Source organism: Achromobacter sp. Root565 (genome assembly GCF_001427425.1).
Taxonomy (GTDB): Bacteria; Pseudomonadota; Gammaproteobacteria; order Burkholderiales; family Burkholderiaceae_B; genus Achromobacter; species Achromobacter spanius_D.
In genome coordinates, this window is record NZ_LMGO01000005.1 from 80,999 (window position 1) to 107,561 (window position 26,563).

The window sequence follows — 26,563 nt, forward strand, 5'->3', positions numbered from 1 at the left end:
CGGATTTAAATCCGGCTTGAATTCTGAACAAACTCACGTGACTGGAACGCAGCGTAGCACATAGTCCTGACAGTATCTTTCAGTGCCCAGGTGGCGGAATTGGTAGACGCGCACGGTTCAGGTCCGTGTGCCGCAAGGTGTGGAGGTTCGAGTCCTCTCCTGGGCACCACGGAATTCTAATCAAGGCAGTTTTCAACTGGCTTGAGAAAAAAGGCTAAAAAGCCCCGGAAATCGATAGGTTTCCGGGGCTTTTGCTTTTTCCGTTTCCGCGCTTGCCCGTTGCAAGGCGCCCTCCCCCCCGCCTTTTTTGACCCATCCTTATCGCCAGGGCACCTTGCGATTCAAATGATGGCGCGCATAAAGATCGGCGCCCATGCCGTCGATCTGCCCATCGATCAACGCCTCGAATGGCGCAAGCAGCGCATCGAAATTGCGTGGGGCCTCGATGGCGTTCAGCGCGTGCGTTACCGCCTCGATGGTCGACAGCGCGCCGGCCACATCGGCATGGCGCACGCGGTAACGCGTCGATAGACCCGGTGGCAGCATGACGCGAGGCAGCGCGGCAAGCGCTGGATTGATGTGCAGCAGCTTGCGCGCATGCCCCCATGTGCCGTCCGGCACGATCAGCTGGATGGGCATGCCCAGGTCCTGGCCATAACCCGGCGTCAGGACTTCGGCGCCCTCACCAGGAAACAGCAGACGCGGCGCATGGCCCGGCGCCGCCCAGTCCGTCTCCGAAAAATACTCGCCCACCACGCGGCGCGCGCCCGCCAGACCCAGCACCGCAAGACGCGCCGTGTTCAGCGCATGGCGCGCTTCGCTGGGATGCTGCAGGACCACCACGCGGGTTCGGCACGACAACGACGGGATCAGGGCGCAAAGGCAGTGCGACAGCGGGCGCAGGCAGCGCGTACAGAGGGCTCGAGACATGGGCGACACTATATCGAAAGCGGCCTACTCGCGGCCCACCCAAAAAAAAAGTGAAAAAAATGCAGCACGACTTGCACACATTAAAAAAAGTGTGCATAATCTCGTTCCTCTGCTGCTGAATAAGAAACGAAGCGAAAGCGACGCAACAAGTGAAGCAACAGCGCCCAGGTGGCGGAATTGGTAGACGCGCACGGTTCAGGTCCGTGTGCCGCAAGGTGTGGAGGTTCGAGTCCTCTCCTGGGCACCAATTACTACATCACGAGGTACCTGTCGTGATGCGCCAAAAGAAAAACCCCGAATGCGAAAGCGTTCGGGGTTTTTGCTTTGTACGCGTGTCTTTTAACGCGCGTCGTTTAACGCGCGGTCTTTATTTTGCAGGCGCGGTCTTTCGCCTTTCGGGGACCGTGCCGCAGCCCATCGGCTGCGGCGCATGGCGGCGCCGCGCCCTACTTCAAGGTGCGCGTCATCACCACGTGCGGAATGCCGGCCTCGACGAATTCATCGCCTTCGGCCTTGAATCCATGGGCCTCGTAAAAGCCCGCGGCGTGTGTCTGCGCATGCAGCACCAGCATGCGATGGCCGTCGCCGTGACCCTGGCCGATCAGCGCATCGAGCAATTGTCCGCCCACGCCCATGCCGCGGGCGCGCTTGTGAACCGCCATCCGCCCGATGTGGCCGTCGGGCAAGAGACGCCCCGTGCCCATCGGCGTGCCATCGGGTCCGTAAGCCACGGCATGCACCGACACGGCATCATCGTCGTCCATCTCGATTTCCGGCGGCACGTTCTGCTCGACCACAAACACCGCATGGCGCACTGAATAAGCGTCGTCGCGCAAGCGATCCCATGTTCCCAAAGCGATACGAACCGTTGTCTGTCTATCGGCCGACATGTCCTTCCCCTACGTTGCAGCAAATGAATAACTGAATCCTACGCCGCATTTTCGCAGGGATGAAGAAGGCGCGAAAAGGGGTACGATCGCGGCTTGCCCTTGCCGCCCCCTGGTCCGCCATGACGCCTGCCGCACCGCCCGCCTGGTTGAAAGCCGCCCCCGCGCTCTTTCTTGTGCTGTGGTCCAGCGGCTTCGTCGTGCTCAAGGTGGGCCTGGCTTATGCCGATCCGCTAACATTTCTGGCGTTGCGTTATGCCTGCGTTCTGCTGATCCTGACGCCGCTCCTGCTCGCCTTGCGGCCGCCGCTCCCCGCACGGGCCAGCGCGTGGGGGCATCTCGCCATGGTCGGGTTGCTATTGCAGGCCGGCTACTTCTGCTTCACCTACCTGTCGCTCAAGCAGGGCATGTCCGCGGGCGGGGTGGCGCTCATCACCTCGTTGCAACCCATATTGATCGGCCTGCTGGCGCCCGCGATTGCGCATGAACGCGTCGACGCCCGGCGCTGGGCCGGCCTGGCGCTGGGCGTGACGGGCGCCGCGCTCGTGATCGTGGCCAAGGCGTCGATCGATGTCGTGGCCCCTTTGGGACTGCTATTCGCGGTCAGCGCCCTGCTATGCATCACGGGCGGCACGCTCTACGAAAAACGTTTCGGCACGCAGATCCATCCGGTGGCGTCCAACTTCGTCCAGTACGGCGTGGGACTTGCCGTGTCCGCGCCGCTGGCGTTCTGGCTGGAGCCGATGCACATCGACTGGACGGGACCGTTGCTGGGCTCGCTGGCGTATCTGGTGGTGGGCAATTCCCTGGTCGCTATCACCTTGCTGCTTGCCATGATCCGCCACGGCGAAGCATCGCGCGTGTCCGCGCTGTTTTTCCTGGTGCCGCCCTGCACGGCGGTCATTGCGCTGCTGATCCTGCGCGAATCCATCCCGCCGTTGGCGTGGCCCGGCATGGCGCTGGCCGCGCTGGGCATCCTGCTGGTCACCCGCAAATCGGGCAAGACGAGCGACAGCGCCAAGTAGAATGAGCGCCTTTCCGCCCTCGCGCCTCCGCCCATGAACGCCGTCGTCACCGCCGCCTTGCCGGTCTTTGCGTTGATCCTGACCGGCTGGCTGGCCGCCCGCTGGCGCATCCTGGGCACTCACGCGACCGACGCGCTGAACCGCTACGTGGTGTACCTGTCCTTGCCTGCGCTGCTGTTCCGCGCGATGACGCAGGTGGACCTGGCGCACATGGCGCACTGGGGATTCGTCGGCGCGTTCGCCGGCGGCGTCGCCGTCACGTTCCTGGTGTCGTTCCTGCCGCGCAAGCGCGGACCGCAGACGCTGACCGACCGCAGCATCGAAGGCCTGGCGGCTTCCTACGCCAACGCCGGCTACATGGGCATTCCGCTGTGCCTTGCGCTGCTTGGCGCCGACAGCCTGGCGCCCGCCACCTTCACCACGTTGCTCACCGCCAGCGTTCTGTTCGGATTTGCCATCGCGCTGATCGAGTTCGACCGCCAGCAGACGCCCAATTTGCCGGCGACGCTGCTCAAGGTGGGCCGCGCGCTGGTGCGCAACCCGCTGCTGGCTGCCCCCGTGCTGGGACTGGCCTGGGCCGCCACGGGCGTGGCGCTGCCCGAAGGCGTCGACCGGTATGTGGCCTTGCTGGGCGCGTCGGCCAGTCCGTGCGCGCTGGTGACCATCGGTCTCTTCCTGGCGCAGACCGAAACCGCCAGTTCCGGGCCCGGCGTATTGCGCCTGGTGCTGGGCAAGCTGCTGCTGCAGCCGGCGGCAACCGCAGTGCTGGCGTTCTACGTGTTCTCGATGCCGCCGCTGTGGGCCTGGACTGCCGTGCTGATGAGCGCGCTGCCCATCGGCACCGGCCCCTTCATGCTGGCGAAGATGTACGGGCGCGATGCCCGCGTCACATCGCGCGCCATCCTTGTCAGTACCGTGGCGTCGGTGCTGACGGTCAGCCTGCTCGTCGCATGGATCAGCGCGCATCCCGTCTCGTAACCGGCAAGCGACTTATTTCCCGCAAACGCTTTATATAACTTTTAGTTATCGTTAAAGCACAATTCATTCGTTTGAGAAATTTAATGCCAGGACTAGACTGGCGGCTATTCCCACGGGTGCGACGACGCACCCGTTTGCATTTACGTCCTGCATTTACGCCTTATCCTCGGGATTCCCATGAGCGCCAACGCTTCCTCCCTGCCCCTTTCCCCGGCTCTGCCGCCCATCCAGATCAACCGCAAGCCGCTTTGGATCGCAATGCTGCTGGTGCTGGCCGGCGCGCTGTACCTCAACCAGACCGTCAGTTGGCGCCAAGGCGCGCTGTGGGTGATCGGCGCGCTGCTCGGCGTCACGCTCTACCACGCCTCGTTCGGCTTCACACAGGCCTGGCGCGTGTTCGTATCGGACCGCCGCGGCGCGGGCCTGCGCGCGCAGATGCTGATGCTGGCCGCGGGCGTGCTGCTGTTCTTCCCCTTCCTGGCTGCCGGCACGCTGTTCGGCCAGCCGGTCACCGGCTTCGTGTCGCCCCCGGGCGTGTCGGTCGTGCTGGGCGCATTCCTGTTCGGCATCGGCATGCAATTGGGCGGCGGATGCGCATCCGGCACGCTCTTCGCGGTGGGCGGCGGCAACACCCGCATGGTGGTGACGCTGCTGTTCTTCATCGTGGGTTCGGTCATCGCCACCGCCAACTTCGGCTGGTGGTCCAGCCTGCCGGCGCTGGCGCCCACCTCGCTCATCAAGACGTGGGGCCTGGCGCCCGCCATCATCGCCAACCTGGCCGTGTTTGCCCTGATCGCCTGGATCGCCACCGCGCTGGAAAAGCGCCGCCACGGCCACGTGATTTCCTTCGCGTCGCGCACTGCGCGCCCGGCCTCGCTGCTGCAAGGCCCATGGCCGCTCATCTGGGGCGGCGTGGCACTGGTCGTGCTGAACTTCGCGACGCTGGCGCTGGCCGGCCGTCCGTGGGGCATCACGTCGGCATTCGCGTTGTGGGGCGCCAAGGCGCTGGACGCGGCGGGCGGCGACGTCGCCACCTGGGCCTATTGGGCCAAGCAGCCGTCGCTTGCCGCGCCGCTGCGCCAGGATGTCACCACCGTCATGGACATTGGCCTCATGCTCGGCGCACTGGCCGCCGCCAGCGCGGCCGGCAAGTTCGCGCCCGTGTGGAAGGTGCCCGCGCGTTCGCTCGCCGGCGCTGTGATCGGTGGCCTGCTGCTCGGCTACGGCGCGCGCCTGGCCTTCGGCTGCAACATCGGCGCCTACTTCAGCGGCATCCTGTCGGGCAGCCTGCATGCCTGGCTGTGGCTGCCTGCCGCGTTCGCCGGCAGCGCGCTGGGCGTGCGCCTGCGTCCGCTCTTCGGCCTGGCCGTCGAGAAGACGCCGCCGGCGTCCAGTTGCTGAGAAACAGTGTTCCAACAATGGCCTCCCGACACGGGAGGCCATTTTTTTGCCTTGCTGCAAAGCCAGCAGCCATGCGGGTTTCGGCGTGAGGCACACTTGCGCGAGGCCCACGCCAGCGCAGGCTCGCACCGCGCGCCATTCATCCGCCAGACGGCTGCCCTGGTGTATGGTGGCTCCATTCCGAAATACGGAGATGGACATGAACTGGATAGCCGGCCGCTTCACGGCCTTTTTCCTGACCCTGGCCGGCGCGGCGATCACCGCAGTCCTGGCCGTCACCGCGTCGTTGTGGTGGCTTGCAGCCGCCGTGCCGCTGGCGCTGCTGGGCGCGCTGGGCGTGTACGACCTGATTCAGCCGCGCCACGCCATCCGCCGCAACTATCCCGTGCTGGGCAACCTGCGCTTTCTGTTCGAATTCATCCGCCCCGAGATCCGCCAGTATTTCCTCGAGGACGACACGCAGGCCTCGCCCTTCTCGCGCGCGCAGCGTTCCATCGTGTACCAGCGCGCCAAGCGCGAGATCGACAAGCGCCCCTTCGGCACCCAGGAAGACGTCTACGGCGACCGCTACGAATGGATCAACCATTCCATGTCGCCCTCGCACATCAACGACACCGACTTTCGCGTGACCGTGGGCGGGCCCGATTGCACGCAGCCCTATTCCATGTCGGTGTTCAACGTGTCGGCCATGAGCTTTGGCGCGCTGTCGGCCAACGCGGTGCTGGCCCTGAACGAAGGCGCGCGGCAAGGCGACTTCGCGCATGACACGGGCGAAGGCGGCATCAGCCGCTACCATCGCCAGCCGGGCGGCAGCCTGGTGTGGAACATCGGCTCGGGCTACTTCGGCTGCCGCGACGAGCACGGCGCGTTTTCCGAAGAAGCCTTCGTGCGCAACGCCTGTACGCCGCAGGTCAAGATGATCGAGATCAAACTCTCTCAAGGCGCCAAGCCGGGCCACGGCGGCATCCTGCCCGCGGGCAAGGTAACCATCGAGATCGCCGAAGCGCGCGGCGTCGCGCCCTGGCAGGACTGCAATTCGCCGGCCAGCCATTCCGCGTTCGACAGCCCCATCGGCCTCATGAAATTCGTGGCGCGCCTGCGTGAGCTCTCGGGCGGCAAGCCCGTCGGCTTCAAGTTCTGCGTGGGGCATCCGTGGGAATGGTTCGCCATCGTCAAGGCCATGCTGGAAACCGGCATCACGCCGGACTTCATCGTGGTGGACGGCGCGGAAGGCGGCACGGGCGCGGCGCCCGTGGAATTCGTGGATCATGTCGGCACGCCGCTGCGCGAGGCGCTGCGGCTGGTGCACAACACGCTCATCGGCGTGAACCTGCGCGACAGCATCAAGCTGGGCGCGTCGGGCAAGATCATCACCGCTTTCGACATGGCCCGCGTGATGGCGATGGGCGCGGACTGGTGCAACGCCGCGCGCGGCTTCATGTTCGCCATCGGCTGCATTCAGGCGCAGGCCTGCCACACCGGCAAGTGCCCCACCGGCGTCACCACGCAGGATCCGCTGCGGCAACGCGCGCTGGTCGTTCCGGACAAGGCGCAGCGCGTGGCCAACTTCCACAAGAACACGCTGCACGCGCTTGCCGAACTGCTGGCCGCGGCGGGGTTGACCCACCCCAGCCAGTTGCGTCCGCACCATATCGCGCGCCGCATCTCCCCCAGCGAAATCCGCCTCTTGTCCGCGCTGTTCCCCGAGCTTGCGCCCGGCGAACTGCTGCGCGGCGAGTTCCGGCATCAAGTGTTTCGTGCAGGTTGGGCGATGGCGCAGGCGCAGTCATTCCAGCCCACGCACGACATCACCACGGCGCTCGCGCGGGAACACGCCGCTCAGGCAGCCGCGGCCGGCAATTCCTGATCGGCGCGGCGGACGGGGCTGGCGCGGCATATCGCGCCAAGGCCGCCCGCCGCGTCTGCTACAACCAGCGCTCGAACATGCGCGAGAACGACTCCATGAAGCGGTCGTCCAGGCCGCGTTCCTTCCAGGCCTCGGGCGTGATCTGCACGGCATCGGCCACGTCGCGCTGAAACAGCGTCTCCATCTCGGCCGCGAACTCGGGCCCCAGCACCACAGCATTGATCTCATAGTTCAGCGCAAAGCTGCGCCAATCCATGTTGCTGGATCCCACGGTCGACCAGACGCCGTCGACCACCGCCGTCTTCGCATGCAGCAACGCGTCACGCCGCTCGTAGATCTTCACGCCGGCGCGCAGCAGATCGGTGTAATGCGACCGCCCCGCGTGGAACACCAGCGACGAATCGCTGAAGCCCGGCAGCACCAGCACCACGTCCACGCCTCGCCGGGCCGCGGACTGCAGCACCTCAATAAATGCAGGATCGGGCACGAAGTACGCCATCGTGATGTGGATGGATTTCTGCGCGCTTTCGAAGGCGGACATCAGCGTCAGGTAGACCGTGTAGCCGTCGCTGCGGTCGGGCTTGTTGGCCAGAATGCGGACCGTGGTATTGCCGACAGGCGGCGCAACCTGCGAATCACCGCCCTTGATGGGCTCCTTCGCCTGCGACGCCCAGCCGGCCTGCAGCACCTGCTCCAACTCTGCCACCGCCGGGCCTTCGATGCGCAGATGCGTGTCGCGCCACGGCGCGGAATCGGCGTCTTCCGGCGGGTCGCCGGCCTTATCGCCGGAGCCGCCGCCCGAACCGCCGCCAGAGCCCGAACCCGAGCCACTGCCGCCGGAGAACGACGACGACTCGTACACGCTGCTGACGTTGATGCCGCCCAGGTAGCCCACCTTGCCGTCGACGACCAGCACCTTGCGGTGGTTGCGTTGGTTCGGCGACCAGCCGGCGCGGGCGTTGACCGGATTGACGGGATTGAAGACCGCCACCTGGACGCCCGCGTCGCGCATGCGCTGAAACAACGCATCGGGCGTCTTGATCGTCCCGACCGCGTCCACCATCAACGAGACCTCGGCGCCCCGGTTGCGCGCCGCGATCAGCGCCTCGGCAAAGCGCTGGCCTTCGGCGTCATCCTCGAAGATGTAGGTTTCCATGTGGACGTAGCGGCGCGCCTGTCCGATGGACTGGAGCATCGCCTTGTACGTGCTGGGACCGTCGGTAAGCAACCGCACGCGATTGCCCTTGACCAGCGGCGCGCCGCTGACCGCCTGCTCCACCGCCAGGTGCCGGGCAAGGAAGTCGTCCTTGGGTGTTTGAGGGTCCGCTGCAATGCCTTGCCCGCGACGGTAACTGTCCTGCGCCGCATCCGCGGACAGGCCGGCCTGCGCGGCGCGCGCGTGCCGTTCCTGCGCGTCCGGGACGCTGGCGCAGGCGGCGAGCACGGACGCGACGCACGCAAACAGGACGGCGCGCGCCCATCGGCGCGCGTCGGCCGTCAGTTCCTGCAAGGCATTGCGCGGCCCACCCCGGCTCAGGGCCGGTAATGGGCTCATGATGCGCCTCTAGCGTCGGTTGCCCGCCACGAAGATGCAGCCGAGCACGGCGCCCACCAGCGCCGCCACGCCGACCGACTTCCACGCATTCTCATGCACGTATTCGTCTGCGTAAGCCGTGGCCCGGCGTGCCCGTTCCCGAGCCACGCCTTCCCACCCGCCTGCCGATTCACGTGCATCTGCAAGCTGGCGCTTCAGGCGCGCACGCGCCGATTCGATTTCGGAGCCCGTATACGACGCGGTCGAACGCAAGAGATCCTCCGTCCCGGCCAGCAGCTCGTGGAAGCTGTCATTCACGCGTTCACGATGCAAAGCCATTTCAGCGCGCTGGTGCTTTCGATTCATGGTTAGCTCCTTGTTTTTTTGGACCGTCCCGGCTGACGCAACCGTTGCCTGATGCAACGCAGCATCGCCAGGGCCGCGGAACACATCGTTCCGCATGGCCGAAGCCCCATTGTCCATAGCTATGGCCCCAACTGCCCGAGCTTTCGCAACCAGCCGTAAACCGATATTTCAGCGGAGCGAAACTTGCTGATGGCAACGTCTGACGCCGGGTGCGGATCGGCAGGCACATCTTGTCTCGCCCGGCCAAACGCGTTTTCGATTTCGTAAAAGTCCATTGCATTCAGAGGCTTGGCGCTTGACACGCAAACCCCCTCAGCCGCCACAATAGGCCTTCTCAATGCGCTTCAACCGCCCCAAAAAGGAACTGAACGCATGGTTTCCCCTTCCGCACTCCTTGCCGCCGTTTCTCCTGAATTCGTCGCGCAAGAACCGCAGCATCAAAGCGCCGAGCAGATCGAATTGCACGATGGGTTGCTGGACAGCTCCGCCCACATCGACCCTAAGTTCCTATACGACGCGCTGGGCTCATCGCTCTTCACGGCCATCACGCAGTTGCCCGAGTACTACCCGACGCGCTGCGAGGACGAAATCTTTCAGCGTCATGGCGCTGACATCGCCCGCCACGTCGGTCCGGTGCAGGCCATGGTCGACCTGGGCGCCGGCGACTGCGTCAAGGCCGAGCGGCTTTTCGCCAGCCTGCGGCCCAGCCACTACGTGCCGGTCGACATCTCGGCCGATTATCTGCAGACGGCTGTACGGCGGCTGAAGCTGTCCTATCCCGACATGCGGATCACGGCCGTGGGACAGGATTTCTCGCATGAACTTGCGTTGCCCGACGACATACCGACGCCGCAGCGCCTTTTCTTCTATCCAGGATCCAGCATCGGCAATCTTGGTCCCGACAGCGCGTACGCCATGCTGCGGCGGATCCGCGAGTCGTGTTCCGGCGGTGGCCTGCTGATCGGCGTCGACCGCGTCAAGCCCCGAAGCGTGCTTGAACCCGCGTACGACGACGCCCTGCATTTGACGGCCGCGTTCAACCTGAACCTGCTGCGCCACGTAAATGCGGTGCTCGGCAGCGATTTCAATGTCGACGACTGGCGCCATGTGGCCATCTTCAACAGCGAACGTTCGCGGGTGGAGATGCACCTGGAAGCGCAGCGCGCGTTGCGCGTCGCCTGGCCCGGCGGTCATCGCGACTTCAAGCGCGGCGAGCGCATCCATACGGAAAACTCGTACAAGTTCACGCCACAGGCCTTCAGCGACCTGCTTCATCGCGCGGGCTTTCGCGATGTCGCGCACTGGTCGGATGCCCGCGACTGGTTTTCTGTTTTCAGCGCCCGCGCCTGACGCGGGACCACCCACGACGCCCCCGGAGGATCGCCATGGACCCCGCATGCCTGCTGACCCATCCCGCCATTGCGCCCTATGCCAGCGGACAGGCCGGACAGCACGACCGCTACGATGCCGTACGCTCGACCACCTCGGCCCTCGCCGCCCCGCTCAGTCCGGAAGATTGCCAGGTGCAATCCATGCCGGATTGCAGCCCCGTCAAATGGCATCTGGCCCACACCACCTGGTTCTTCGAAACATTCCTGCTGGCGCGCTTCGACGCATCCACGCCGCCTTTCCATCCGCAATACCGGATGCTCTTCAACTCTTACTACAACGCCGTCGGCGCCAAGCACCCGCGGCCGCAACGCGGCCTCTTGTCGCGCCCCCCGCTCGCCGAGATCTTGCGGTACCGCCAACACGTCGACGAGGCCATGCACGCGCTGATCTCGCGCCTGGGCGGCAACGATGCCGACTTCGACGCGTTGCTTGAGCTTGGCCTGAACCACGAGCAGCAGCACCAGGAACTGATCCTTACCGATCTGAAGCACATGCTGTCGGCCAATCCGCTCAGGCCCGCGTACGTCGCGCCCGGCCAGCCCGCGCTGCCGCCTGCGACGGACGCAGGGTGGACCCGCTACGAAGGTGGCGTCACACGCATCGGCCACGACGGACGCGGGTTTGCCTTTGACAACGAAGGCCCGGCTCACGATGTCTTGCTGACGCCCTACTCCCTGTCCGATCGCCTCGTGACCCAGCGCGAATTCCTGGACTTCATCCAGGATGGCGGGTACGAGCGTCCCGAACTGTGGCTGTCCATGGGATGGGACATGGTGTGCGCGCAAGGCTGGCGCGCGCCGCTCTATTGGGAAAGCGACGGCGACGACTGGCACGTCTTCACATTGCGCGGCATGCAGCCCCTGGAATGGGAGGCGCCCGTCACGCACGTCAGCTATTTCGAAGCCGATGCCTACGCGCGCTGGGCAGGCGCGCGGCTCCCGCGAGAAGCCGAATGGGAACACGCCGCCCGCCAGCTTTCGGAAGACACCTACTCGGCCCGCGCCAACCTGCTGGAAAACGGCCACCTGGACACCCGCCCCGCCCCCGGACGCAATGGCCAGGGCGGTCCCGTGCAACTGTTTGGCGACGCGTGGGAATGGACGTCGAGCGGCTACGATGCCTACCCCGGATTCAAACCCAGCGCCGGCGCCGTCGGCGAATACAACGGCAAATTCATGTGCAACCAGTACGTGCTGCGAGGCGGCTCCTGCGCCACGCCCCGCGATCACATCCGGCCAAGCTACCGGAACTTCTTTCCGCCCGAGGCGCGGTGGCAGTTCTCGGGCATCCGGCTGGCTCGGGATGATTGAGGGGATTTTTTCGCCCGTCCACTTGCACTCCAAAAAAACTTCGTGCTAGAATTTCGTTCTTCGTTGAGCAGCAATTGCAACGCAAACTGTTCAGCTAAGAAGATGGCGCATTAGCTCAGCCGGTTAGAGCGACGGAATCATAATCCGCAGGTCCCCTGTTCGAATCAGGGATGCGCCACCAAAGAATTCAAAAAGGCCCGCACATTGTGCGGGCCTTTTTCATTCGGACAATACCAACCTCAACCCATCAAGTCCGATACACCGTATCGCGTCGACGCCCACCCCACGTCGCAGCCAGACTCGCCACGAACGCGCCAATCAGCATCGACGCAAAGCCCCACAGCGCAAACGCCGCAGCGGCCTTGCGAGCCGTGTCCGCGGCTTCCTTGGCCTTCACCTTGGCTTCTTCCGCGGTCTTCTTGGCGTTCTGGATCGCCTCGTCGACGCGGCGTTGCGCCACGGCGGGTTCCACGCCGGCCTGCGCGGCCACGACCTTCACAACGTAGTCGCGATCAGCGGGCGTCATGTCGCCACGCGTGATGCTCATGGCGACGACGCGGCCGACTTCGGCACGGGCCGCTTCGGGGTCGGTGTTGGCTTCGGGGCGTTCCGAGCGCATCAGGGTGTCGGTGAGATAGTCGGTGGCGCGTTCCATGCCGCCGCCATTGCTCGCACCCGCCGCGCCAGCCGTCGCAGCTGCGGTCGCCGCGGTGCCGGCAGTGGCCGCCACGGCCGCGCCGGCCTTGGCCGCGCCCGATGCCATGGACGCTAGCGCCGATCCCAGCAGCGCAGCGCTGACCACGGCGCTCAGCGCCCAGACTAGAAAGCCATGCGCCGTATCTCGGAAATAGACCTCATCCGAGTGCACGTCGACCCATTTGGTGCGCAGGCGTCCGGCGACATAGCCGCCGATGCCGTACGAGAGGATTTGCGTGATCAGCATCCAGACAATGATGCCGATACCGATGGTCGGGGCCGACACGCCCTCGTCGCCCCACGGCGATACGGACAGGAAACCCAGGCCGGTGCCACCGGCAAACAACGCGAGCGAGAGCGCGGCGGCAATCACCGCGCCGGCGAAAACCGCCGCCCACGACACGGCCGAAATGGCGGACTCACGTGGAGGCACGCCATCGGCATAGGGTTGGCTCAATGAAGACGTATTTTGCATGATCGATCCTTGTCCAGAGTCTTACGCAGCCGCGCAGACGCGGGTGCCAAAGCGGGAATGACGAACCGGCCTTCAGTGCCAGAACAATGCCAGCAGAATGATGATCGGAATGGGCACGCCAAGCAGCCACAACAGGATGGAGCGCATGGAAACCTCCTTGCTTCGATGAATGGATCTGGATGGAAATGTCGCTGGCCGAAATCAGGCCAGGTCGATGGTGCCCGGGGCGCGGGGATCCGGCGCGGGCGGCGTGGGATCGATGACGTCGGGATTGTCGGTGGGACGACCCGGGTCCGGACGCGGATCGTCCGCAGGGGCATTGCCCGGAAGCGCCGGATCGTCGGGCGTAAGATCGTCCGGTTGACCGGGTTCTCGATGCGGGATCTGGGACATGATTGCCTCTCCTCAAGCAGCGCAAGACGCGCTTCGGTTGAGCATCAGCAAATGGCGTGCCCGAGACCTTTCAAGGGTTCAGTGCCTTTGAGGAAAGCGCAAATCCGTCAGTCCTTGCGCTTGCTGCCGGTCAAAGCGACCCCACGGTCGGGGGCATCGCCCGCAAGAAAAGCAACAACGGCGGCCTTGCCGGCGGCGGAGGCTTCATCCTGGCTGGCGTATCGCCTGTCCGAGTAATTGGTGCTGCGCACATTCCCGGATTGGGGATCAAGCAAGGTGATGATCCACGCAAATTCACCAGGCGAAAGCTGGCGGACCTGCAGGGTGGCGCGCGTGCCGGGACGTAATTCTTGCGGCATCTGGCGGCCTCTTCGGTGTTTCGATGACGCCATCGTAGCGCAATCGCGCCAAGCCGCCGCCCCCGAATACGACGCCTGGAAAATGCTGCGTCCGCACACCGATTTCATGCTGCAGCGTGCGCGGCTAATACGCCACAAAGCCGACGACCGGCAAGGAAAACCCTAGGGTGCAGTCCTGCAATACAGGCGCACAATCGTCTCAAACATCAAGACCGCTCAGCGGCGCCGAATCCCCTAAATAAGGCGAGGACGGAGACAACATGACTTACGTAGCAGTTTTCATGAGCTGTTTGATGGTTATGGGTATCGTCGCGTTGGTGATTCAAACGATACGAAGCGCAGGGCCCGAACCCTGGCTGAAGATATCGGCGGCGATTGTGAGTTCCACCTTTGCATCGCTAATGCTGGTTCCGCTGGGGTTCGCCGTTGCCCTGACGATGCTCGTCGAGTAGTCTCCCCACCGAAGGCCAGGCCCGGACTATCCGTTACGGGCCGGTCTGCCGCGGGTTGCCGCCCAACACAACAATGAACCGGCGGTGACCATCGCCACGCCCTGCCAGAACGACAGGGTAAGCGGCGTCGCCAACCAGAGCGCGGCAAAAAAGGTGGAGAAGACAGGCGTGAAGTACGACGCGGTGGCCAGCAAGGTCAGGTTGCCTCGCAGTATCCCCACGTTCCAGAATGCGTAGCCGCTGGCCAATGCGCCACCGGCCACGCATAGCTCGATCGTGGCCGGCGTCGTGAACGCAAGCGCGGGTTCCGCGCTGATCGCGTACTTGATCCACAGGACAGCAGCGGTCAGCACGAAAAACAGCGCGACACCGTTCTTGCCGTCGGCAAAGCGCTTGGTCACGTTGCAATACACGGCCCAGATGATGGCGCCGCTGAAGGCCAATCCATAACTGAGAGGATTGCTCGACACATTGGCGACGGTGCGTTCATACGACAGCCCGCCGGCTCCGCCCACGACCCACACGATGCCGCAAACCGACAACAAGATGCCCGGCGCTACCCAGACGCTTGCCCGCTGGCCGTTGATGAGCATGGCAAACACCACCGTCAGGCACGGCCACAGGTAGTTGACGATGCCCAACTCGATGGCTTGTCCGCGATCGACTGCGAATCCCAGCGACAGCGACAGGCAGATCTCATAAGCGACAAACAGCAGGCTGCCCACGATGAGGTAGGACCGGGGAAACGTGCGCAGCTTGGGAAAGCCCAGCAACAACACCAGGAAGATCGAACCCACCGAATATATGAGCGCGGCGCCGCCGATCGGGCCGAAGTTTTCACTGACGCCTCGAATCAGTCCGACGACCGTGCCCCACAGCAGGATCGCCAGCAAACCGAGGGAAGTGGCCGCATTCCGGCCAGGATTCAATTGCATTACTGTTTCCGATTGCGCGCCGTGCCTGTGCAAGAACTGGGCTGGCCCGGCGCCAAGGCGGCAAGTTTAGCGAAAACCGAACGGAGAAATCGCGGCATGGCTATTTCCACACGCAGGTTGAGCGACGTGCTGGCAAGCACGAATTCGGGGCGGCTTTACCGCATTGAAGTGTTCTTGCGGACGGAGGATGCGGGGGCTGATGCCGTGCCGCGCGCCGGCTTGCGCTACATATTCAGAACATCCGAAGGCGATTCCGTCATCGCGCTGGACGATAAGCGCTATCGCCTGGGATCAGGCGAAGTCGTGACGGCCCTGACGCCGCGCCACGGCACCTGACGCGTCCGGCCTGGCGCCGGACTCACTGGTCCAGCGCCACCCGCCGCTTGCCCAGGCCCTTGGCCCGATACAACGCCACATCGGCGCGCTCGAGCAATTGCAGCATGGTGGCGCCCGATTGGGGATACACCGCAATCCCGATGCTCGCCGACACCGCGACGCGAACGTTGGGATACGGCAGCGACAGGCTCTCGACCAGCGCCTCGGCCACCAGCCGCGCGTCCTCTTGATTGGCGCCCAGCAGCAGCACCGCGAACTCGTCACCGCCAAGGCGTGCCGCCACGTCGGAAACCCGGATGGCGCTTGCCATGCGGTCGGCGGCCTCCTTGAGCACCGTGTCGCCCGCGGCGTGGCCGTGCATGTCGTTGACGGCCTTGAAGCCGTCCAGGTCGATCGCCAGGATCGAGAACGAATCGCCGCTGCGCTGCGCGACCGCCAGCTCGCGCAGCACGAGCTCGCCGAACAGCACCCGATTGCACAAGCCGGTCAGCGGATCGTAGTGCGCCAGGTGCTGCGCGCGCGCCAGCATGCGCGATGCCTGCAGCATCGCGGCCCCGACCTCCTGGGCTTCCTTGATGCGCGTGGCCGGCAGCTCCACGGTGCGGCCCTCGCCCAGCGCCAGCGCTGGCGCGACCAGCCCTTGCACTGCCGACGTCAGCCGGCTCGCCAGCCTGAGGGCCAGCCACAACCCCAGGCCGAATGCGAACAACGTGCCCAAACCGATCCACGCAATGGAGCGGTAGAGGTCCGTGGTCAGCAACTGCATCGGCGCACCCGCGGCAACCGTCCAGCCCGATAGCGCCGACCGGCTGAACGCGGTGTAGACCGGCGTGCCTTCCTTGGTAATCGTTTCCAGCGATCCTTCGCCTTCCTGCTGGACAGCGCGGGCCAGCGCCGGCACCGCCTTCTGGCCGACGAATTTCGACGTGTCGCGGGTGCGGGCGACGATGGTTCCGGAGTCGTCCAACACCGCGGCCACCCAGCCCTCGGGCAAGGCGCGGCGGCCCAACACGTTGCCGATGCGCTCGGGCGACAGTCCCACGTTCAGGCTGTAGACCACCTCCCCGCCTCGCACGACCGGCACGCCCAGCGCGATGGTGGGATCCTTGTTCAGACCGCCGGCGAACAGACCCGTCAGCACGGGCATGCGCGACTGGAAGACGCGAAGCAGTTGATCAGGGGCACCCGTGGACGGCAACGCCGTGCCATAGGGCACCTGCGTGTTGATGATCTGGCGCCCTTCCTTATTGGTCAGGACGTAGCTGTCGACGATCTGGAACCGCACGGACTCGCGCGCGCGGCGATGGAAGCCGGCAAGGTCTCCTTCGACCAGGTCCGGAGACGAAGCCAGCATCTGCAGGCCGGCTTCAACGCCAGTGAGCTCGCGATCGAGGATTGCCGTGAGATTGCGCGCCAGGAAGATCGTGTCGCGAAAGATGCGTTCCTTCTGGATGACGTAGCTTTCGTAGACCGCGACCGTCGCCACGAGGAGCGCTGGAGAAATACAGGCAAAGACGAGGGCCAGCAGGCCCGTCCGCATGGAATAGCGGCGCGTCCGGCGCCGGCGCGCACCGGCAAGCGTTTCGCCGTCAGCCATGGCGCGCCTCGCCGCTCAGGATCCGCATCGCGCGGACGTTCGACCGAAACAACTCCAGTGGGCTCATGCGCCTCCCGATACGCCCCCCCGGCACCCCCGCCGGGCCTGGATGGAAACCAAAAGATTATTGCAGAACGCCCCCGCTGCCGCCCCTTGGCAGGCTACTTCTCTTCCAGATCGGGCGTGCCGGCAAATTGGCTCTTGAGCAGCGTCAGCGCGCCTTTTTCTGCCAGCGCCTCGTTGGGAAACACGTGCTTGGTGTCTTCCAGGATGGGAAAGCCGAAGATGCGCACGCGGGTGTGATACCCGTCAGGCGTTTCGGCAAATTCGATGTCAAAGTTGCGTTCTTCGATCCAGCCCGACCGATGCAGTTTCCATTCCATATCCAACGCGCTCCTGTTTGGCGAAGTTGACACGAAAGGCCGGCCGCGATGGCCGGCGCTGCTACACCATACACCCGGCCGGGCGCGCATGGGCGCCCGGCGCGGTCAATCGTCGCGGGAGTGCCGGTCTTGAGCCAGTGCTGCCTGCGTACCCGCAGCAGCGCCGCCGGCTGCCGGCGGCGTGCCGGCCACGGGGTTGCCCGGCAGCGGCGCGCTCGCTGCGGGGACGACCGTCGGATCACTTGCCGCCGGCGAGAACAGATCCCAGCTTGCCATGAACAGCGCCGCGATCAGCGGACCGATCACAAAGCCGTTCAGGCCGAACAACGCCATGCCGCCCAATGTGGAGATCAGGATCACGTAGTCGGGCATCTTCGTGTCCTTGCCCACGAGAATGGGCCGCAGCACGTTGTCGACCATGCCAATGACCAGTACGCCGAACGCGATGAGCACGGCGCCCTTGACCACGTCGCCCGTCAGCAGGAAGTACACGGCCACCGGCGCCCAGATCAGCCCCGCACCGATCGCCGGGAGCAGCGACAGGAATGCCATGATCACACCCCACAGCAGCGCGCCCTGGATCGACAGGATGGAAAAGATGATGCCGCCCAGCGCGCCCTGCGCGGCCGCCACTGCGACGTTGCCCTTGACGGTGGCGCGCACGACAGTCGTGAACTTGCGGAACAGATGCTGCTTGTGCATGTCGCTCAGCGGCACCGCGCGCCGCAGCCGCGCCGACAGCAGCGGGCCGTCGCGAAGCAGGAAGAACAGCAGGTACAGCATGATGCCGAAGCTGACCACGAACTGGAACGTGTCCTGTCCGATGTTCAACGCCTGTGTCGCCAGGAACTGGCTCGCCTGCATCGCGCCGGCGCTCAGCTTGTCCTGCAGGCTGGGGATGTCGGCCAGGTCGAAGCGCGCCAGCAGCGCATGCACCGACGGCGGCAAGGCGTCCATGGCCTGCTGGAAGTACGCGCCAAAGTTGATCTGGCCAGACTTGATGCTTTGATAGAGGTTGGCACCTTCGCTCACCAGCGACCCGCTGATCACGACGAGCGGAAGAATCACCAGCAGCAGCACCAGCAGCAGCGTGATCAGCGCGGCCAGATTGCGCCGGCCGCCGATGCGCGCCACCAGGCGGCGCTGCAAGGGGGCGAAAAGGATGGCAAGAATGGTGCCCCAGAACACGGCCCCATAGAAAGGCCACAACAGCCAGCCGAACGCGATGGTGACCACCACGAGCAAAAGCACGAAGGTTCTGTAATGCACGCCTGAAGATTCGCTCATAGTCCGTCCACGCCACGGCATGCGCCGCAAGAGCCGCATTGTACAAAGCGCCGCCGGGCGGCGCTCGGATCGCGATGGGGCTGCCGAACCGCTATGGCGCCGTTGTACCCGCGCTTGCCGCTTGCAGCAGCGTGGCGCGCGCGGCTTCCAGCCCGTCGGACTGCGCATTCAGGGCTTGCAGCCGCAGGTTCAGTTCCTGTTGCAACGTGGGTTTGGCCACCTTGGTTTGCCCGTCCTCGAAGCGCACGTCCGCGGCGTTGGCCGCCACAAAGTCCGCAATGGCCAGCGCGTCGCGGGCGACCGCGTCCATCCGGGCCGCGGCTTCCATCATGTCGGCGGCGGGCGCAGTCACCGCCTCGTCGTAGACGCCCTCATACACGGGCGCGAGGTCCGCGGGCAACGCCAGGTCCGCGCGCGCCTTATCGGCTTTGCTTCGCGCGGCCTGGACCTGCGTGGCGCTGTCGGCCAGCGTCTTGCGGGCCGCCTGCAGGCTGGCCTTGCGCTCCACGATGTCGCTCACCGACCGGATCGTCTCCACGGACAGGACCTCGCGCAGCGGCGCGGCGGCCTTGGCCATGGCGTCCTGGAAGTCCGTCATCACCTCGTACGCGTCGTCGTAGCCGCCGATCGCTTCCTTTTCCGGCTTGCTCAAGAGGCCGATCGGCACGAGCGTCACGTTGTTCATGCGGACCTGCAGAAGCTGTATGAAGGCGGCGCGTTCCTGCGGCTCTTTGTTGACGCATGCCGCCAGCAACAGCATCGAGACCACCGCCATGCCTGTCACCCACGCACGGACCAAATTCATGCGCATCCTTTTGCACTCCGATTCTGCAGATTACGGCCGAAATGGAACGGGCCATTCCGGAAGATTATCCGGTAGCGTCGACCCTGGGACCGGAAGGGGCGAAATTTGTTGCCATCGAAGCGAGTTGACACAGGGCGGCCCCGCCCGTGCCCGCAGCGCCCGCGTCCTCTAAAATCACGGATTCGGCGGCAGGCAGCCGCCAGCAACATTGCCTTGGCTGACCACATGACACAGAACGCTTCCCCCCTGCCCTGGGGTTTCACGCTCCCGGATTGCCGCGGCGCGAACGCCTTGCTCCACTTCATGAACGATCTGGCGCGAGTGGTGAACCAGTACCTTGGCCACGGCAAGCTGTCGGAAGAAGCGTTGGCCGACGCCCAGAAGGCCGTGGACGCGTTGCTGGAACGCTATGTGGAGATCCAGGCGGCGCCCGAGGCCTTCGACGACGAGCGCATCGAGCTGGCGCTGGAAACCCTGCCGCAGCCAGATGGCACGACCAGCGCCCAGGTGGCGCTGCGCATGTCGCCACGCCTGGAAGGCCTCATCATCGAGGCCCAACGCCAGGCCCGCCCCGCGTCGCACTGAGGCGGTTTTTACACGGCCAGACGTCTATCCGGCCAAAATGCTTGCATAATCACCCAATTGCCGATATTATCGACAATTGGATCTACGCAGTCGGGTGTTCGCACCGCTCCGGTACGCCATGTCCGCTATAAGCGACTGCAGCAGATAGATCCACCCCGTAAGCTCTGCCGTCCTTGCGAAGTACAACGCAAAATACGCAAACCCAGAGCGCCATCGGAAACCATACGCCTTCGCCCTTTCGCCAGTCCGGATCGGCCTGAAGCAGATACACCTACATAACAAGTTGCTTTTCCGAAAGCAGCGACGCATGCCGCGGTCCAACCACCGCGAGCGCCAGAGCCAACCCACTCTGTGCGCACCCAGGGCTGCACGGGTGCACGCCAACGCGCCTGCGCCCCGCAGCCCGACCGATGCTCTCCAAGACTGGACGAAGGCATCTCAACGCCGGCCCGGCGCGCAAAAAACATGAGAATGCGCAAAAGAACGGCGGCAGCAATGCGTTAGTGTCATGTAATGCCTGTCCAATACATCCGGCGGACAAGGCGCGACGCGAATATCCGGCCACGTGCCCGGCATTTGGCCGCCACGCGCACACCATGACAAGACGCAGCTTTTCCAATAACTAGAACCTAAAGAGAACACACAACATGAATACTCGTTTCACCACCACCGACCTGATCCGACGCCCGGCCCACACCCAGCTCGACGACATGCCCATCCACATCGGCGACATCGTCTACCTGAAGCCGGCCAACGGCCCCGAGATCCGCGCCACGGTCATCTTCAACGCGCCGATCAACGGCACCACCACTTACACCACCGAAGTCGTGCCGTGCGGCGCGCCCGCTTTGAGGACGCCCGCCCAGCGCATCCGGTTCCGCCACGAGCATGTGCATCGCATCGAACCGGTGCGCCGTAACGCTCGCTGAGCTGACCCCACCCCGCCGCGCTTACCCCGCGGCGGTTTGCTTTGTGCGTGATAAATTCCCTGCAACTTCAGCCCGCTGATCTCACCATGCAGAACAATCGTCTCGCGGTCCGCATCTGGGACCTCCCCACCCGACTCTTTCACTGGGCGCTTGTCGTCTGCATCGTCGGCGCGTTCGTCAGCGTAAAGCTGGGCGGCCTGTATATGGACTGGCACGTGCGCTTCGGCTGTACGGCGCTGGGCCTCATCCTCTTTCGCGTGCTCTGGGGCTTTGCCGGACCGCGCTATGCCCGGTTCGCGCATTTCGTTCGCGGCCCCGGCGCCGTGGCCCGCTACCTGAAGGGCGCAGCAGCACCCGCCGGCCACAATCCGCTGGGCGCCCTGTCGGTTATGGCGCTGTTGCTGGTCGTGGGCTTTCAGGCGGTCAGCGGCCTGTTCACCACCGACGACATCATGACGCAGGGCCCACTGTTCGGGCATGTTTCCGAAGCCACGGCCAGCGCCATGACGTCCTGGCACAAGCTCAACGAGTGGGTCATCATCGGCCTGGTCGCCCTCCACCTGCTGGCCGTCACCTGGTACGTCGTCGTGCGCCGCAAGCGTCTGGTGCGCGCCATCATCACCGGCAACGTCGATGCCAAGGACGTTCCCGCCGGCACGCCGCCCGCACAGGATGGCCTGGCCATCTGGCTGCGCGCCCTGCTGCTGGGCGCCTGCGTGACCGGGCTGGTGCTGTGGATACGATCGCTCGAGATCGTGTCCGACATGTCGTTCTCCTGACCGCGCCCAATCAAGAAGCGCAAAACAAAAAGCCCCGAGCGGGGCTTTTTGCTTGAAACAACGAAGGGCCGGAATGACGGCCCGGCGCCTTATTTCTTCTTGCGGTACGAATCGTGGCAGGCCTTGCAACTGGCGCCGACGTCGCCGAATGCCGCGCGCAGCTTGTCCAGGTCGCCTGCATCGGCGGCTGCCGACAGCTTCACGATGTTGTCCTGGAACGCCTGCTGCTTCTGCTTGAAGCCCGCGGCATCGCTCCAGACTTCCGGACGGGCGTCGCCGCCTTCCGTACCCGGACCGAAACCCGCCCACGGCAATGCCGACAGCGTCTTCAGAACATCGACATTGGCCTTGATCTGCGCGGCGTCATAGGGCGCCTGGCCCTTGACCACCGGCGCCATGCGGCCGAAATGCGAGCCGATCAGCGAAAGCGCCGACTGGCGATACTTGACCGCATCTTCGGGCTTGGCGAATTGCGCGGAGGCAGACGTCGCCAGCAGCGGACCCACCGTCATACAGGCCAGCGCAGCGAGCGTGGACAACTTCTTCATTGCTATCTCCCGTAGGTACAACGTAAAAGCCGCGCGCATGACGCGCGCGGCACGGCGACTATACCGCCCGGGCCAGCTCGGCGGCCAAGCCGATGTACGAGCGCGGGGTCATCGCCAGCAGGCGGGCCTTCGGCTCTTCAGGCAGCGCCAGGCCCTGAATGAATTCTCGCAGAGCTTCTTCGGTGATGCCCTTGCCGCGCGTCAAGGCCTTGAGTTGCTCGTAGGGCTGCGGCAGGCCATAGCGGCGCATGACGGTCTGCACCGGCTCGGCCAGCACTTCCCAGCAGGCGTCGATATCGGCGTCGATGGCAGCCGTATTGACTTCGAGCTTGCCCAGGCCGCGCATGCAGGCATCCCACGCCACCAGGCAGTAGCCCAGGCCCACGCCGAGATTGCGCAGGACGGTGGAATCGGTCAGGTCACGCTGCCAGCGGGAGATCGGCAGCTTGTCGGCCAGATGGCGCAGCACGGCGTTGGCCAGACCCAGGTTGCCTTCGGAGTTTTCGAAGTCGATCGGGTTGACCTTGTGCGGCATGGTCGACGAACCGACCTCGCCTTCCTTCAGGCGCTGCTTGAAGTAGCCCAGCGCCACGTAGCCCCAGATGTCGCGATCCAGGTCCAGGATGATGATGTTGGCGCGGGTGATCGCGTCGAACAGCGCGGACATCCAGTCGTGCGGTTCGATCTGGATGGTGTGGCGGTTCTGGGTCAGGCCCAGGCCGGAGAGCACGCGCTTGCTGAACTCGGGCCAATTGATTTCGGGATAGGCGGACAGGTGGGCGTTGTAGTTGCCCGTTGCGCCGTTCAGCTTGGCCAGGGGCTCGACAGCCTCGACCGCGGCGATGGCGCGGTTCAGGCGCGCGGCCACGTTGGCGAATTCCTTGCCCAGCGTGGTCGGGCTGGCGGGCTGGCCATGCGTGCGCGACAGCAGCGGCTGGTCGGCGTTGGCGACAGCCAGGTCATTCAGCTTGGCGGCCACTTCGCGCAGACGCGGCACGACAACTTGATCGCGAGCGCGCGACAGCATCAGCGCGTGCGAGGTGTTGTTGATGTCTTCAGAGGTGCAGGCGAAGTGGATGAACTCGGCGGCGCGGGCCAGTTCGGCGTCATCGGCGACCTTTTCCTTCAGCCAGTACTCGACGGCCTTCACGTCGTGGTTGGTGACGCGCTCGATATCCTTGATGCGGCCGGCGTCCGCTTCGGAGAAATTGGCGACCAGCTGGGCCAGGCGCGCGCGGGCGGCCTCGGAGAAAGCAGGCAGCTCGGGCAGGCCGGCGTCCGACAGGGCGATCAGCCAGGCGACCTCGACTTCGACGCGGTGCGCCATGAAGCCGGCTTCGGATAGCAGACCGCGCAGCGCGTCGCCCCGGGAAGCGTAGCGGCCATCCAGTGGCGAAAGGGCATTAAGTTGGCTCAGCTGATCGGCGATTTGCATGGTCTGGTAGGGAAAAAGCTACGGATGGGAAAACCCGGCGATTTTATCATCCGGGGCCACCCGACATTGTGGCAAACTGACGAAGATTCCGCCCTGCGGACAATTCCGGCCGTCATACAGCCTGCTATACTTCGGCCGCTTTCCGACTCCGCTTGTGACTCCATGAAACTGATCGGCTCGCTTACCAGTCCCTACGTGCGCAAAGTGCGTATCGTCATGGCCGAGAAAAAGCTGGACTACCGGCTTGAACTCGAAAACGTCTGGTCCGCCGACACGCAGATCCAAACGTACAACCCGCTGGGCAAGGTCCCCTGCCTGGTGATGGAAGATGGCGGCGCGTTGTTCGATTCGCGCGTCATCGTTGAATACGTTGATACCTTGTCTCCGGTCGCCCGGCTGATTCCTCAGCAGGGCCGCGACCGCGCGGCCGTCAAATGCTGGGAAGCCATCGCTGATGGCGTCCTGGATGCCTGCGTGACCATCGTCAAGGAAAACCAGCGTCCCGAGGCCCAGCGCAGCCCCGAATGGATCGAACGCCAATACGGCAAGATCCACGCCAGCCTGGACGCCATGAACAAAAGCCTGGGCGACAACGCCCATTGCATGGGCATCAACTACAGCCTCGCGGACATCGCGGTCGGCTGTGCCCTCGGCTATCTGGACCTGCGCTTTGCCACCCTGGACTGGCGCACCGGCCAGCCCCATCTGGCCCGCCTGTACGACAAGCTGTCCCAGCGCCAGTCGTTCATCGACACGGCCCCCAAGACGGCCTGACGGCCCAACAGAAACGCCCGGCATGGCCGGGCGTGTGCATCTTCCGGCCGCTTTCCGCGGCCGGTTTTCATTCTGCGATCAAACCGTCCAGGTCTGCCACGCCTTGAACAGCATGTAGGCCGCCAGCGCAAACAGCAGCGCGGCAAACACGCGCTTGAGCGTCTGCACCGGCAGGCGATGGGCCATGCGTGCCCCCAGCGGCGCCGTCAGGACGCTGGTGCAGACCAGCGCCAGCAGTGCCGGCCAGTAGATGAAGCCGAGCATCCCCGGATAGGTCTGGGCTTCGTTCAGGCCCGATACGATATAGCCCACGCTGTTGGCCAGCGCGATGGGAAAGCCCAGCGCCGCCGAGGTCGACACCGCATTGTGCAGGGCCACGTTGCACCAGACCATGAACGGGACCGACAGGAACCCGCCCCCGGCGCCGACCAGGCCCGACAGGAAGCCGATGCCCGCACCCGCCGCGCTGGTGCCGACCACGCCCGGCATCTGGCGCGTGGGCTTGGGCTTCTTGTTGCGCAGCATGCTCCAGCCGGAGTACCCCACGAACAGCGCGAAGAACAGCGACAGCCACAGCGTGCTCAGCGCCGCGAACACCGCGCCGCCCGACAACAACCCGCCGACGATGATGCCCGGCGCCATCGCCGCGACGATGCGCCACTTGATGGTGCCCCGCTGCTGGTGGGCGCGCACGCTGGAAATGGAGGTAAACAGGATCGACGTCATGGACGTGGCGATCGCGGCGTGCACCACCAAGTCGGCCGGCATGCCCTGCCAGGTGAACAGCATCGTCAAAAAGGGAACCAGCAGCATGCCGCCGCCAATGCCCAGCAAGCCCGCGGCAAAGCCGACCACCCCGCCCAGCACCAGCAGGCAGATCACCATCGTCACATCCACAACCGTCTCCTCAGTTTTATTCTCATGAACAAGGCCCCGCGGGCATGGCACCGGGGGGCCTTGGTTACGTGCAGCGGGGCATTCTTAAAGAATGATCCCGCCACCCAGGCAAACCTCGCCATCGTATAGCACGGCCGACTGCCCGGGCGTCACCGCCCATTGGGGCTCGGTGAAATCCAGTGAAAACGTCTCGGGCGCCGCATCACCCAGGCGGCACGCCGCATCGGCCTGCCGGTAGCGAGTCTTGGCCCCATAGGCGCCTGCCGCCGGCGGATGTCCCGCTACCCAGCTTGCGTCTTGCGCCGTCAGGCTGCTGGACAGCAGCCACGGATGGTCATGCCCCTGCACGACGTACAGCACGTTGCGCTCCAGGTCTTTGCGAGCCACGTACCAGGCCTCGGCTGTGCCGTCGTCCCGCTGCCGGCCCTTGACGCCACCCACGCCCAACCCCTTGCGCTGGCCCAGCGTGTAGAACGACAGGCCTTCGTGGCGGCCGACCTTCTGCCCTTCGGGCGTAAGGATGGGACCCGGCTCGGTGGGCAGGTAGCGGTTCAGGAATTCCCGGAACGGGCGCTCGCCGATGAAGCAGATACCGGTGGAATCCTTCTTGGCGGCGTTATGCAGGCCGATCTCGTGCGCGATGCGCCGGACTTCGGTCTTGTGGATTTCGCCCAGCGGAAACAGCGTGCGCGACAGCTGCGCCTGGTTCAGGCGATGCAGGAAGTAGCTCTGGTCCTTGGACGCGTCCAGCGCCTTCAGCAGCTGGAATTGCGAGCCGCCGCCGTCGGCGGGCACTTCGCGCACGCGGGCGTAATGGCCGGTCGCGATGTGTTCCGCGCCCAGCGCCATGGCGTGGTCCAGGAACGCCTTGAACTTGATCTCGGCATTGCACAGGACGTCGGGGTTGGGCGTGCGGCCCGCGGAGTATTCGCGCAGGAAATCCGCGAACACGCGGTCCTTGTATTCGGCGGCGAAGTTGACGTATTCGAACTCCACGCCCACCAGGTCGGCGACGCTGGCGGCGTCCAGGAGATCCTGGCGGGTGGAGCAGTATTCGGAATCGTCGTCGTCTTCCCAGTTCTTCATGAACAGGCCGACGACCTCGTAGCCCTGTTGCTTGAGCAGCCAGGCGGTGACCGAAGAATCGACCCCGCCGGACATGCCGACGACAACGCGGCCTTTCTTGGTGGATGTTTGACTCATGATGC

The 26,563-nt window shown here is 64.9% G+C and carries 28 protein-coding genes and 3 tRNA genes; 15 read left to right on the forward strand and 16 right to left on the reverse strand.

Annotated features, from left to right (window positions below; all coding sequences use genetic code 11):
- Positions 1-84 precede the first annotated feature (84 nt).
- Positions 85-169: transfer RNA gene (locus ASD71_RS17000), tRNA-Leu, on the forward strand.
- A 149-nt stretch (positions 170-318) separates the two neighbouring features.
- Here ASD71_RS17000 and ASD71_RS17005 read toward each other — a convergent pair.
- Positions 319-930, reverse strand: a complete 612-nt coding sequence (locus ASD71_RS17005) for a tRNA-uridine aminocarboxypropyltransferase (protein WP_056567215.1) — start codon at positions 928-930, stop codon at positions 319-321.
- Positions 931-1,092: 162 nt separating this feature from the next.
- Between ASD71_RS17005 and ASD71_RS17010 the strand changes: the two genes are divergently transcribed.
- Positions 1,093-1,177 (forward strand) — tRNA-Leu (locus ASD71_RS17010).
- 199 nt (positions 1,178-1,376) lie between these two features.
- Here the strand turns inward: ASD71_RS17010 and ASD71_RS17015 are convergent.
- A complete protein-coding gene (locus tag ASD71_RS17015; protein WP_056567216.1) occupies positions 1,377-1,820 on the reverse strand; it encodes a GNAT family N-acetyltransferase in 444 nt (147 codons plus the stop codon).
- A gap of 119 nt (positions 1,821-1,939) precedes the next feature.
- Here ASD71_RS17015 and ASD71_RS17020 point away from each other — a divergent pair, with 119 nt between their 5' ends.
- The 4 genes from ASD71_RS17020 (at position 1,940) to ASD71_RS17035 (ending at position 7,088) form a co-directional block, all read left to right on the forward strand.
- Complete coding sequence (locus tag ASD71_RS17020; protein WP_056567217.1) at positions 1,940-2,842, forward strand: DMT family transporter; 903 nt, start codon at positions 1,940-1,942, stop codon at positions 2,840-2,842.
- A gap of 33 nt (positions 2,843-2,875) precedes the next feature.
- Positions 2,876-3,820 (forward strand): AEC family transporter, encoded by a 945-nt coding sequence (locus ASD71_RS17025; RefSeq protein WP_056567218.1) that lies wholly within the window; start codon positions 2,876-2,878, stop codon positions 3,818-3,820.
- 177 nt (positions 3,821-3,997) lie between these two features.
- A complete protein-coding gene (locus tag ASD71_RS17030; RefSeq protein ID WP_056567220.1) occupies positions 3,998-5,221 on the forward strand; it encodes a YeeE/YedE family protein in 1,224 nt (407 codons plus the stop codon).
- A 199-nt stretch (positions 5,222-5,420) separates the two neighbouring features.
- Positions 5,421-7,088: an FMN-binding glutamate synthase family protein gene (locus tag ASD71_RS17035; protein WP_056567223.1), complete on the forward strand. Its 1,668-nt coding sequence runs from the start codon at positions 5,421-5,423 to the stop codon at positions 7,086-7,088.
- A gap of 58 nt (positions 7,089-7,146) precedes the next feature.
- On the opposite strand, the gene ASD71_RS17040 is transcribed toward ASD71_RS17035, so the two are convergent.
- Together ASD71_RS17040 and ASD71_RS17045 are read right to left on the reverse strand one after the other, a co-directional pair.
- On the reverse strand, positions 7,147-8,643 hold the full coding sequence (locus ASD71_RS17040) for a phosphatidylserine/phosphatidylglycerophosphate/cardiolipin synthase family protein (protein WP_082578984.1): 1,497 nt from the start codon (positions 8,641-8,643) through the stop codon (positions 7,147-7,149).
- A gap of 9 nt (positions 8,644-8,652) precedes the next feature.
- Positions 8,653-8,988: a YqjD family protein gene (locus ASD71_RS17045; protein ID WP_056567225.1), complete on the reverse strand. Its 336-nt coding sequence runs from the start codon at positions 8,986-8,988 to the stop codon at positions 8,653-8,655.
- A 372-nt stretch (positions 8,989-9,360) separates the two neighbouring features.
- On the opposite strand from ASD71_RS17045, the gene egtD reads away from it, so the two are divergent.
- The 3 genes from egtD (at position 9,361) to ASD71_RS17060 (ending at position 11,871) form a co-directional block, all read left to right on the forward strand.
- Positions 9,361-10,338 carry an L-histidine N(alpha)-methyltransferase gene (gene egtD / locus ASD71_RS17050; RefSeq protein WP_056567227.1) on the forward strand — a complete coding sequence of 326 codons (978 nt, stop codon included), beginning with the start codon at positions 9,361-9,363 and terminating at the stop codon, positions 10,336-10,338.
- A 35-nt stretch (positions 10,339-10,373) separates the two neighbouring features.
- The gene (gene egtB / locus ASD71_RS17055) at positions 10,374-11,690 is read left to right on the forward strand and encodes an ergothioneine biosynthesis protein EgtB (protein ID WP_056567229.1); all 1,317 of its coding nucleotides are present in this window, start codon (positions 10,374-10,376) and stop codon (positions 11,688-11,690) included.
- A 104-nt stretch (positions 11,691-11,794) separates the two neighbouring features.
- A tRNA-Met gene (locus tag ASD71_RS17060) sits at positions 11,795-11,871 on the forward strand.
- A 66-nt stretch (positions 11,872-11,937) separates the two neighbouring features.
- Here ASD71_RS17060 and ASD71_RS17065 read toward each other — a convergent pair.
- The 3 genes from ASD71_RS17065 to ASD71_RS17075 form a co-directional block, all read right to left on the reverse strand.
- Positions 11,938-12,861 (reverse strand): hypothetical protein, encoded by a 924-nt coding sequence (locus ASD71_RS17065; RefSeq protein ID WP_056567232.1) that lies wholly within the window; start codon positions 12,859-12,861, stop codon positions 11,938-11,940.
- A gap of 201 nt (positions 12,862-13,062) precedes the next feature.
- Positions 13,063-13,254, reverse strand: a complete 192-nt coding sequence (locus ASD71_RS17070; RefSeq protein WP_056567236.1) for a hypothetical protein — start codon at positions 13,252-13,254, stop codon at positions 13,063-13,065.
- A gap of 107 nt (positions 13,255-13,361) precedes the next feature.
- Positions 13,362-13,721 carry a hypothetical protein gene (locus ASD71_RS17075; RefSeq protein ID WP_235512240.1) on the reverse strand — a complete coding sequence of 120 codons (360 nt, stop codon included), beginning with the start codon at positions 13,719-13,721 and terminating at the stop codon, positions 13,362-13,364.
- A gap of 152 nt (positions 13,722-13,873) precedes the next feature.
- Here ASD71_RS17075 and ASD71_RS17080 point away from each other — a divergent pair, with 152 nt between their 5' ends.
- On the forward strand, positions 13,874-14,065 hold the full coding sequence (locus tag ASD71_RS17080; RefSeq protein WP_056567242.1) for a hypothetical protein: 192 nt from the start codon (positions 13,874-13,876) through the stop codon (positions 14,063-14,065).
- A 26-nt stretch (positions 14,066-14,091) separates the two neighbouring features.
- Here the strand turns inward: ASD71_RS17080 and yddG are convergent, their stop codons facing one another.
- On the reverse strand, positions 14,092-15,000 hold the full coding sequence (yddG, locus tag ASD71_RS17085; RefSeq protein ID WP_056567247.1) for an aromatic amino acid DMT transporter YddG: 909 nt from the start codon (positions 14,998-15,000) through the stop codon (positions 14,092-14,094).
- A 21-nt stretch (positions 15,001-15,021) separates the two neighbouring features.
- Between yddG and ASD71_RS17090 the strand changes: the two genes are divergently transcribed.
- The gene (locus ASD71_RS17090; protein WP_235512242.1) at positions 15,022-15,336 is read left to right on the forward strand and encodes a 6-phosphofructokinase; all 315 of its coding nucleotides are present in this window, start codon (positions 15,022-15,024) and stop codon (positions 15,334-15,336) included.
- A gap of 22 nt (positions 15,337-15,358) precedes the next feature.
- On the opposite strand, the gene ASD71_RS17095 is transcribed toward ASD71_RS17090, so the two are convergent.
- From ASD71_RS17095 to ASD71_RS17110, 4 genes are all read right to left on the reverse strand, one after another.
- Positions 15,359-16,933, reverse strand: coding sequence for a sensor domain-containing diguanylate cyclase (locus tag ASD71_RS17095; protein ID WP_056567252.1), 1,575 nt, complete (start codon positions 16,931-16,933; stop codon positions 15,359-15,361).
- A 161-nt stretch (positions 16,934-17,094) separates the two neighbouring features.
- Complete coding sequence (locus ASD71_RS17100) at positions 17,095-17,316, reverse strand: hypothetical protein (protein ID WP_056567253.1); 222 nt, start codon at positions 17,314-17,316, stop codon at positions 17,095-17,097.
- A gap of 105 nt (positions 17,317-17,421) precedes the next feature.
- A complete protein-coding gene (locus ASD71_RS17105) occupies positions 17,422-18,603 on the reverse strand; it encodes an AI-2E family transporter (RefSeq protein ID WP_235512243.1) in 1,182 nt (393 codons plus the stop codon).
- Between the two features lie 91 nt (positions 18,604-18,694).
- On the reverse strand, positions 18,695-19,408 hold the full coding sequence (locus tag ASD71_RS17110) for a DUF3053 family protein (RefSeq protein ID WP_056569362.1): 714 nt from the start codon (positions 19,406-19,408) through the stop codon (positions 18,695-18,697).
- A 225-nt stretch (positions 19,409-19,633) separates the two neighbouring features.
- Between ASD71_RS17110 and ASD71_RS17115 the strand changes: the two genes are divergently transcribed.
- The 3 genes from ASD71_RS17115 to ASD71_RS17125 all read left to right on the forward strand — a co-directional run bounded on the left by ASD71_RS17115 (position 19,634) and on the right by ASD71_RS17125 (position 21,701).
- Positions 19,634-19,993, forward strand: coding sequence for a hypothetical protein (locus tag ASD71_RS17115; RefSeq protein WP_056567256.1), 360 nt, complete (start codon positions 19,634-19,636; stop codon positions 19,991-19,993).
- A 647-nt stretch (positions 19,994-20,640) separates the two neighbouring features.
- The gene (locus ASD71_RS17120) at positions 20,641-20,922 is read left to right on the forward strand and encodes a hypothetical protein (protein ID WP_056567258.1); all 282 of its coding nucleotides are present in this window, start codon (positions 20,641-20,643) and stop codon (positions 20,920-20,922) included.
- Positions 20,923-21,008: 86 nt separating this feature from the next.
- Positions 21,009-21,701: a cytochrome b/b6 domain-containing protein gene (locus ASD71_RS17125; RefSeq protein WP_056567261.1), complete on the forward strand. Its 693-nt coding sequence runs from the start codon at positions 21,009-21,011 to the stop codon at positions 21,699-21,701.
- Between the two features lie 89 nt (positions 21,702-21,790).
- On the opposite strand, the gene ASD71_RS17130 is transcribed toward ASD71_RS17125, so the two are convergent.
- Together ASD71_RS17130 and purB are read right to left on the reverse strand one after the other, a co-directional pair.
- On the reverse strand, positions 21,791-22,249 hold the full coding sequence (locus tag ASD71_RS17130; protein ID WP_056567264.1) for a cytochrome c: 459 nt from the start codon (positions 22,247-22,249) through the stop codon (positions 21,791-21,793).
- 58 nt (positions 22,250-22,307) lie between these two features.
- Positions 22,308-23,684, reverse strand: coding sequence for an adenylosuccinate lyase (purB, locus tag ASD71_RS17135; RefSeq protein ID WP_056567267.1), 1,377 nt, complete (start codon positions 23,682-23,684; stop codon positions 22,308-22,310).
- A gap of 162 nt (positions 23,685-23,846) precedes the next feature.
- Here purB and ASD71_RS17140 point away from each other — a divergent pair, with 162 nt between their 5' ends.
- Positions 23,847-24,458 (forward strand): glutathione S-transferase, encoded by a 612-nt coding sequence (locus ASD71_RS17140; RefSeq protein ID WP_056567270.1) that lies wholly within the window; start codon positions 23,847-23,849, stop codon positions 24,456-24,458.
- Between the two features lie 78 nt (positions 24,459-24,536).
- Here the strand turns inward: ASD71_RS17140 and ASD71_RS17145 are convergent, their stop codons facing one another.
- Both ASD71_RS17145 and mnmA read right to left on the reverse strand, forming a co-directional pair.
- Positions 24,537-25,355, reverse strand: coding sequence for a sulfite exporter TauE/SafE family protein (locus tag ASD71_RS17145; protein ID WP_056567273.1), 819 nt, complete (start codon positions 25,353-25,355; stop codon positions 24,537-24,539).
- Positions 25,356-25,439: 84 nt separating this feature from the next.
- The gene (gene mnmA, locus ASD71_RS17150) at positions 25,440-26,558 is read right to left on the reverse strand and encodes a tRNA 2-thiouridine(34) synthase MnmA (protein WP_056567276.1); all 1,119 of its coding nucleotides are present in this window, start codon (positions 26,556-26,558) and stop codon (positions 25,440-25,442) included.
- Positions 26,559-26,563 lie beyond the last annotated feature (5 nt).

Bases quoted from the DNA above. Each gene is read 5' to 3' on its own strand.
- ASD71_RS17005 (WP_056567215.1), bottom strand. From the start codon at position 930: ATGTCTCGAGCCCTCTGTACGCGCTGCCTGCGCCCGCTGTCGCACTGC.
- ASD71_RS17015 (WP_056567216.1), bottom strand. From the start codon at position 1,820: ATGTCGGCCGATAGACAGACAACGGTTCGTATCGCTTTGGGAACATGG.
- ASD71_RS17020 (WP_056567217.1), top strand. From the start codon at position 1,940: ATGACGCCTGCCGCACCGCCCGCCTGGTTGAAAGCCGCCCCCGCGCTC.
- ASD71_RS17025 (WP_056567218.1), top strand. From the start codon at position 2,876: ATGAACGCCGTCGTCACCGCCGCCTTGCCGGTCTTTGCGTTGATCCTG.
- ASD71_RS17030 (WP_056567220.1), top strand. From the start codon at position 3,998: ATGAGCGCCAACGCTTCCTCCCTGCCCCTTTCCCCGGCTCTGCCGCCC.
- ASD71_RS17035 (WP_056567223.1), top strand. From the start codon at position 5,421: ATGAACTGGATAGCCGGCCGCTTCACGGCCTTTTTCCTGACCCTGGCC.
- ASD71_RS17040 (WP_082578984.1), bottom strand. From the start codon at position 8,643: ATGAGCCCATTACCGGCCCTGAGCCGGGGTGGGCCGCGCAATGCCTTG.
- ASD71_RS17045 (WP_056567225.1), bottom strand. From the start codon at position 8,988: ATGAATCGAAAGCACCAGCGCGCTGAAATGGCTTTGCATCGTGAACGC.
- egtD (WP_056567227.1), top strand. From the start codon at position 9,361: ATGGTTTCCCCTTCCGCACTCCTTGCCGCCGTTTCTCCTGAATTCGTC.
- egtB (WP_056567229.1), top strand. From the start codon at position 10,374: ATGGACCCCGCATGCCTGCTGACCCATCCCGCCATTGCGCCCTATGCC.
- ASD71_RS17065 (WP_056567232.1), bottom strand. From the start codon at position 12,861: ATGCAAAATACGTCTTCATTGAGCCAACCCTATGCCGATGGCGTGCCT.
- ASD71_RS17070 (WP_056567236.1), bottom strand. From the start codon at position 13,254: ATGTCCCAGATCCCGCATCGAGAACCCGGTCAACCGGACGATCTTACG.
- ASD71_RS17075 (WP_235512240.1), bottom strand. From the start codon at position 13,721: ATGAAATCGGTGTGCGGACGCAGCATTTTCCAGGCGTCGTATTCGGGG.
- ASD71_RS17080 (WP_056567242.1), top strand. From the start codon at position 13,874: ATGACTTACGTAGCAGTTTTCATGAGCTGTTTGATGGTTATGGGTATC.
- yddG (WP_056567247.1), bottom strand. From the start codon at position 15,000: ATGCAATTGAATCCTGGCCGGAATGCGGCCACTTCCCTCGGTTTGCTG.
- ASD71_RS17095 (WP_056567252.1), bottom strand. From the start codon at position 16,933: ATGGCTGACGGCGAAACGCTTGCCGGTGCGCGCCGGCGCCGGACGCGC.
- ASD71_RS17100 (WP_056567253.1), bottom strand. From the start codon at position 17,316: ATGGAATGGAAACTGCATCGGTCGGGCTGGATCGAAGAACGCAACTTT.
- ASD71_RS17105 (WP_235512243.1), bottom strand. From the start codon at position 18,603: ATGAGCGAATCTTCAGGCGTGCATTACAGAACCTTCGTGCTTTTGCTC.
- ASD71_RS17110 (WP_056569362.1), bottom strand. From the start codon at position 19,408: ATGAATTTGGTCCGTGCGTGGGTGACAGGCATGGCGGTGGTCTCGATG.
- ASD71_RS17115 (WP_056567256.1), top strand. From the start codon at position 19,634: ATGACACAGAACGCTTCCCCCCTGCCCTGGGGTTTCACGCTCCCGGAT.
- ASD71_RS17120 (WP_056567258.1), top strand. From the start codon at position 20,641: ATGAATACTCGTTTCACCACCACCGACCTGATCCGACGCCCGGCCCAC.
- ASD71_RS17125 (WP_056567261.1), top strand. From the start codon at position 21,009: ATGCAGAACAATCGTCTCGCGGTCCGCATCTGGGACCTCCCCACCCGA.
- ASD71_RS17130 (WP_056567264.1), bottom strand. From the start codon at position 22,249: ATGAAGAAGTTGTCCACGCTCGCTGCGCTGGCCTGTATGACGGTGGGT.
- purB (WP_056567267.1), bottom strand. From the start codon at position 23,684: ATGCAAATCGCCGATCAGCTGAGCCAACTTAATGCCCTTTCGCCACTG.
- ASD71_RS17140 (WP_056567270.1), top strand. From the start codon at position 23,847: ATGAAACTGATCGGCTCGCTTACCAGTCCCTACGTGCGCAAAGTGCGT.
- mnmA (WP_056567276.1), bottom strand. From the start codon at position 26,558: ATGAGTCAAACATCCACCAAGAAAGGCCGCGTTGTCGTCGGCATGTCC.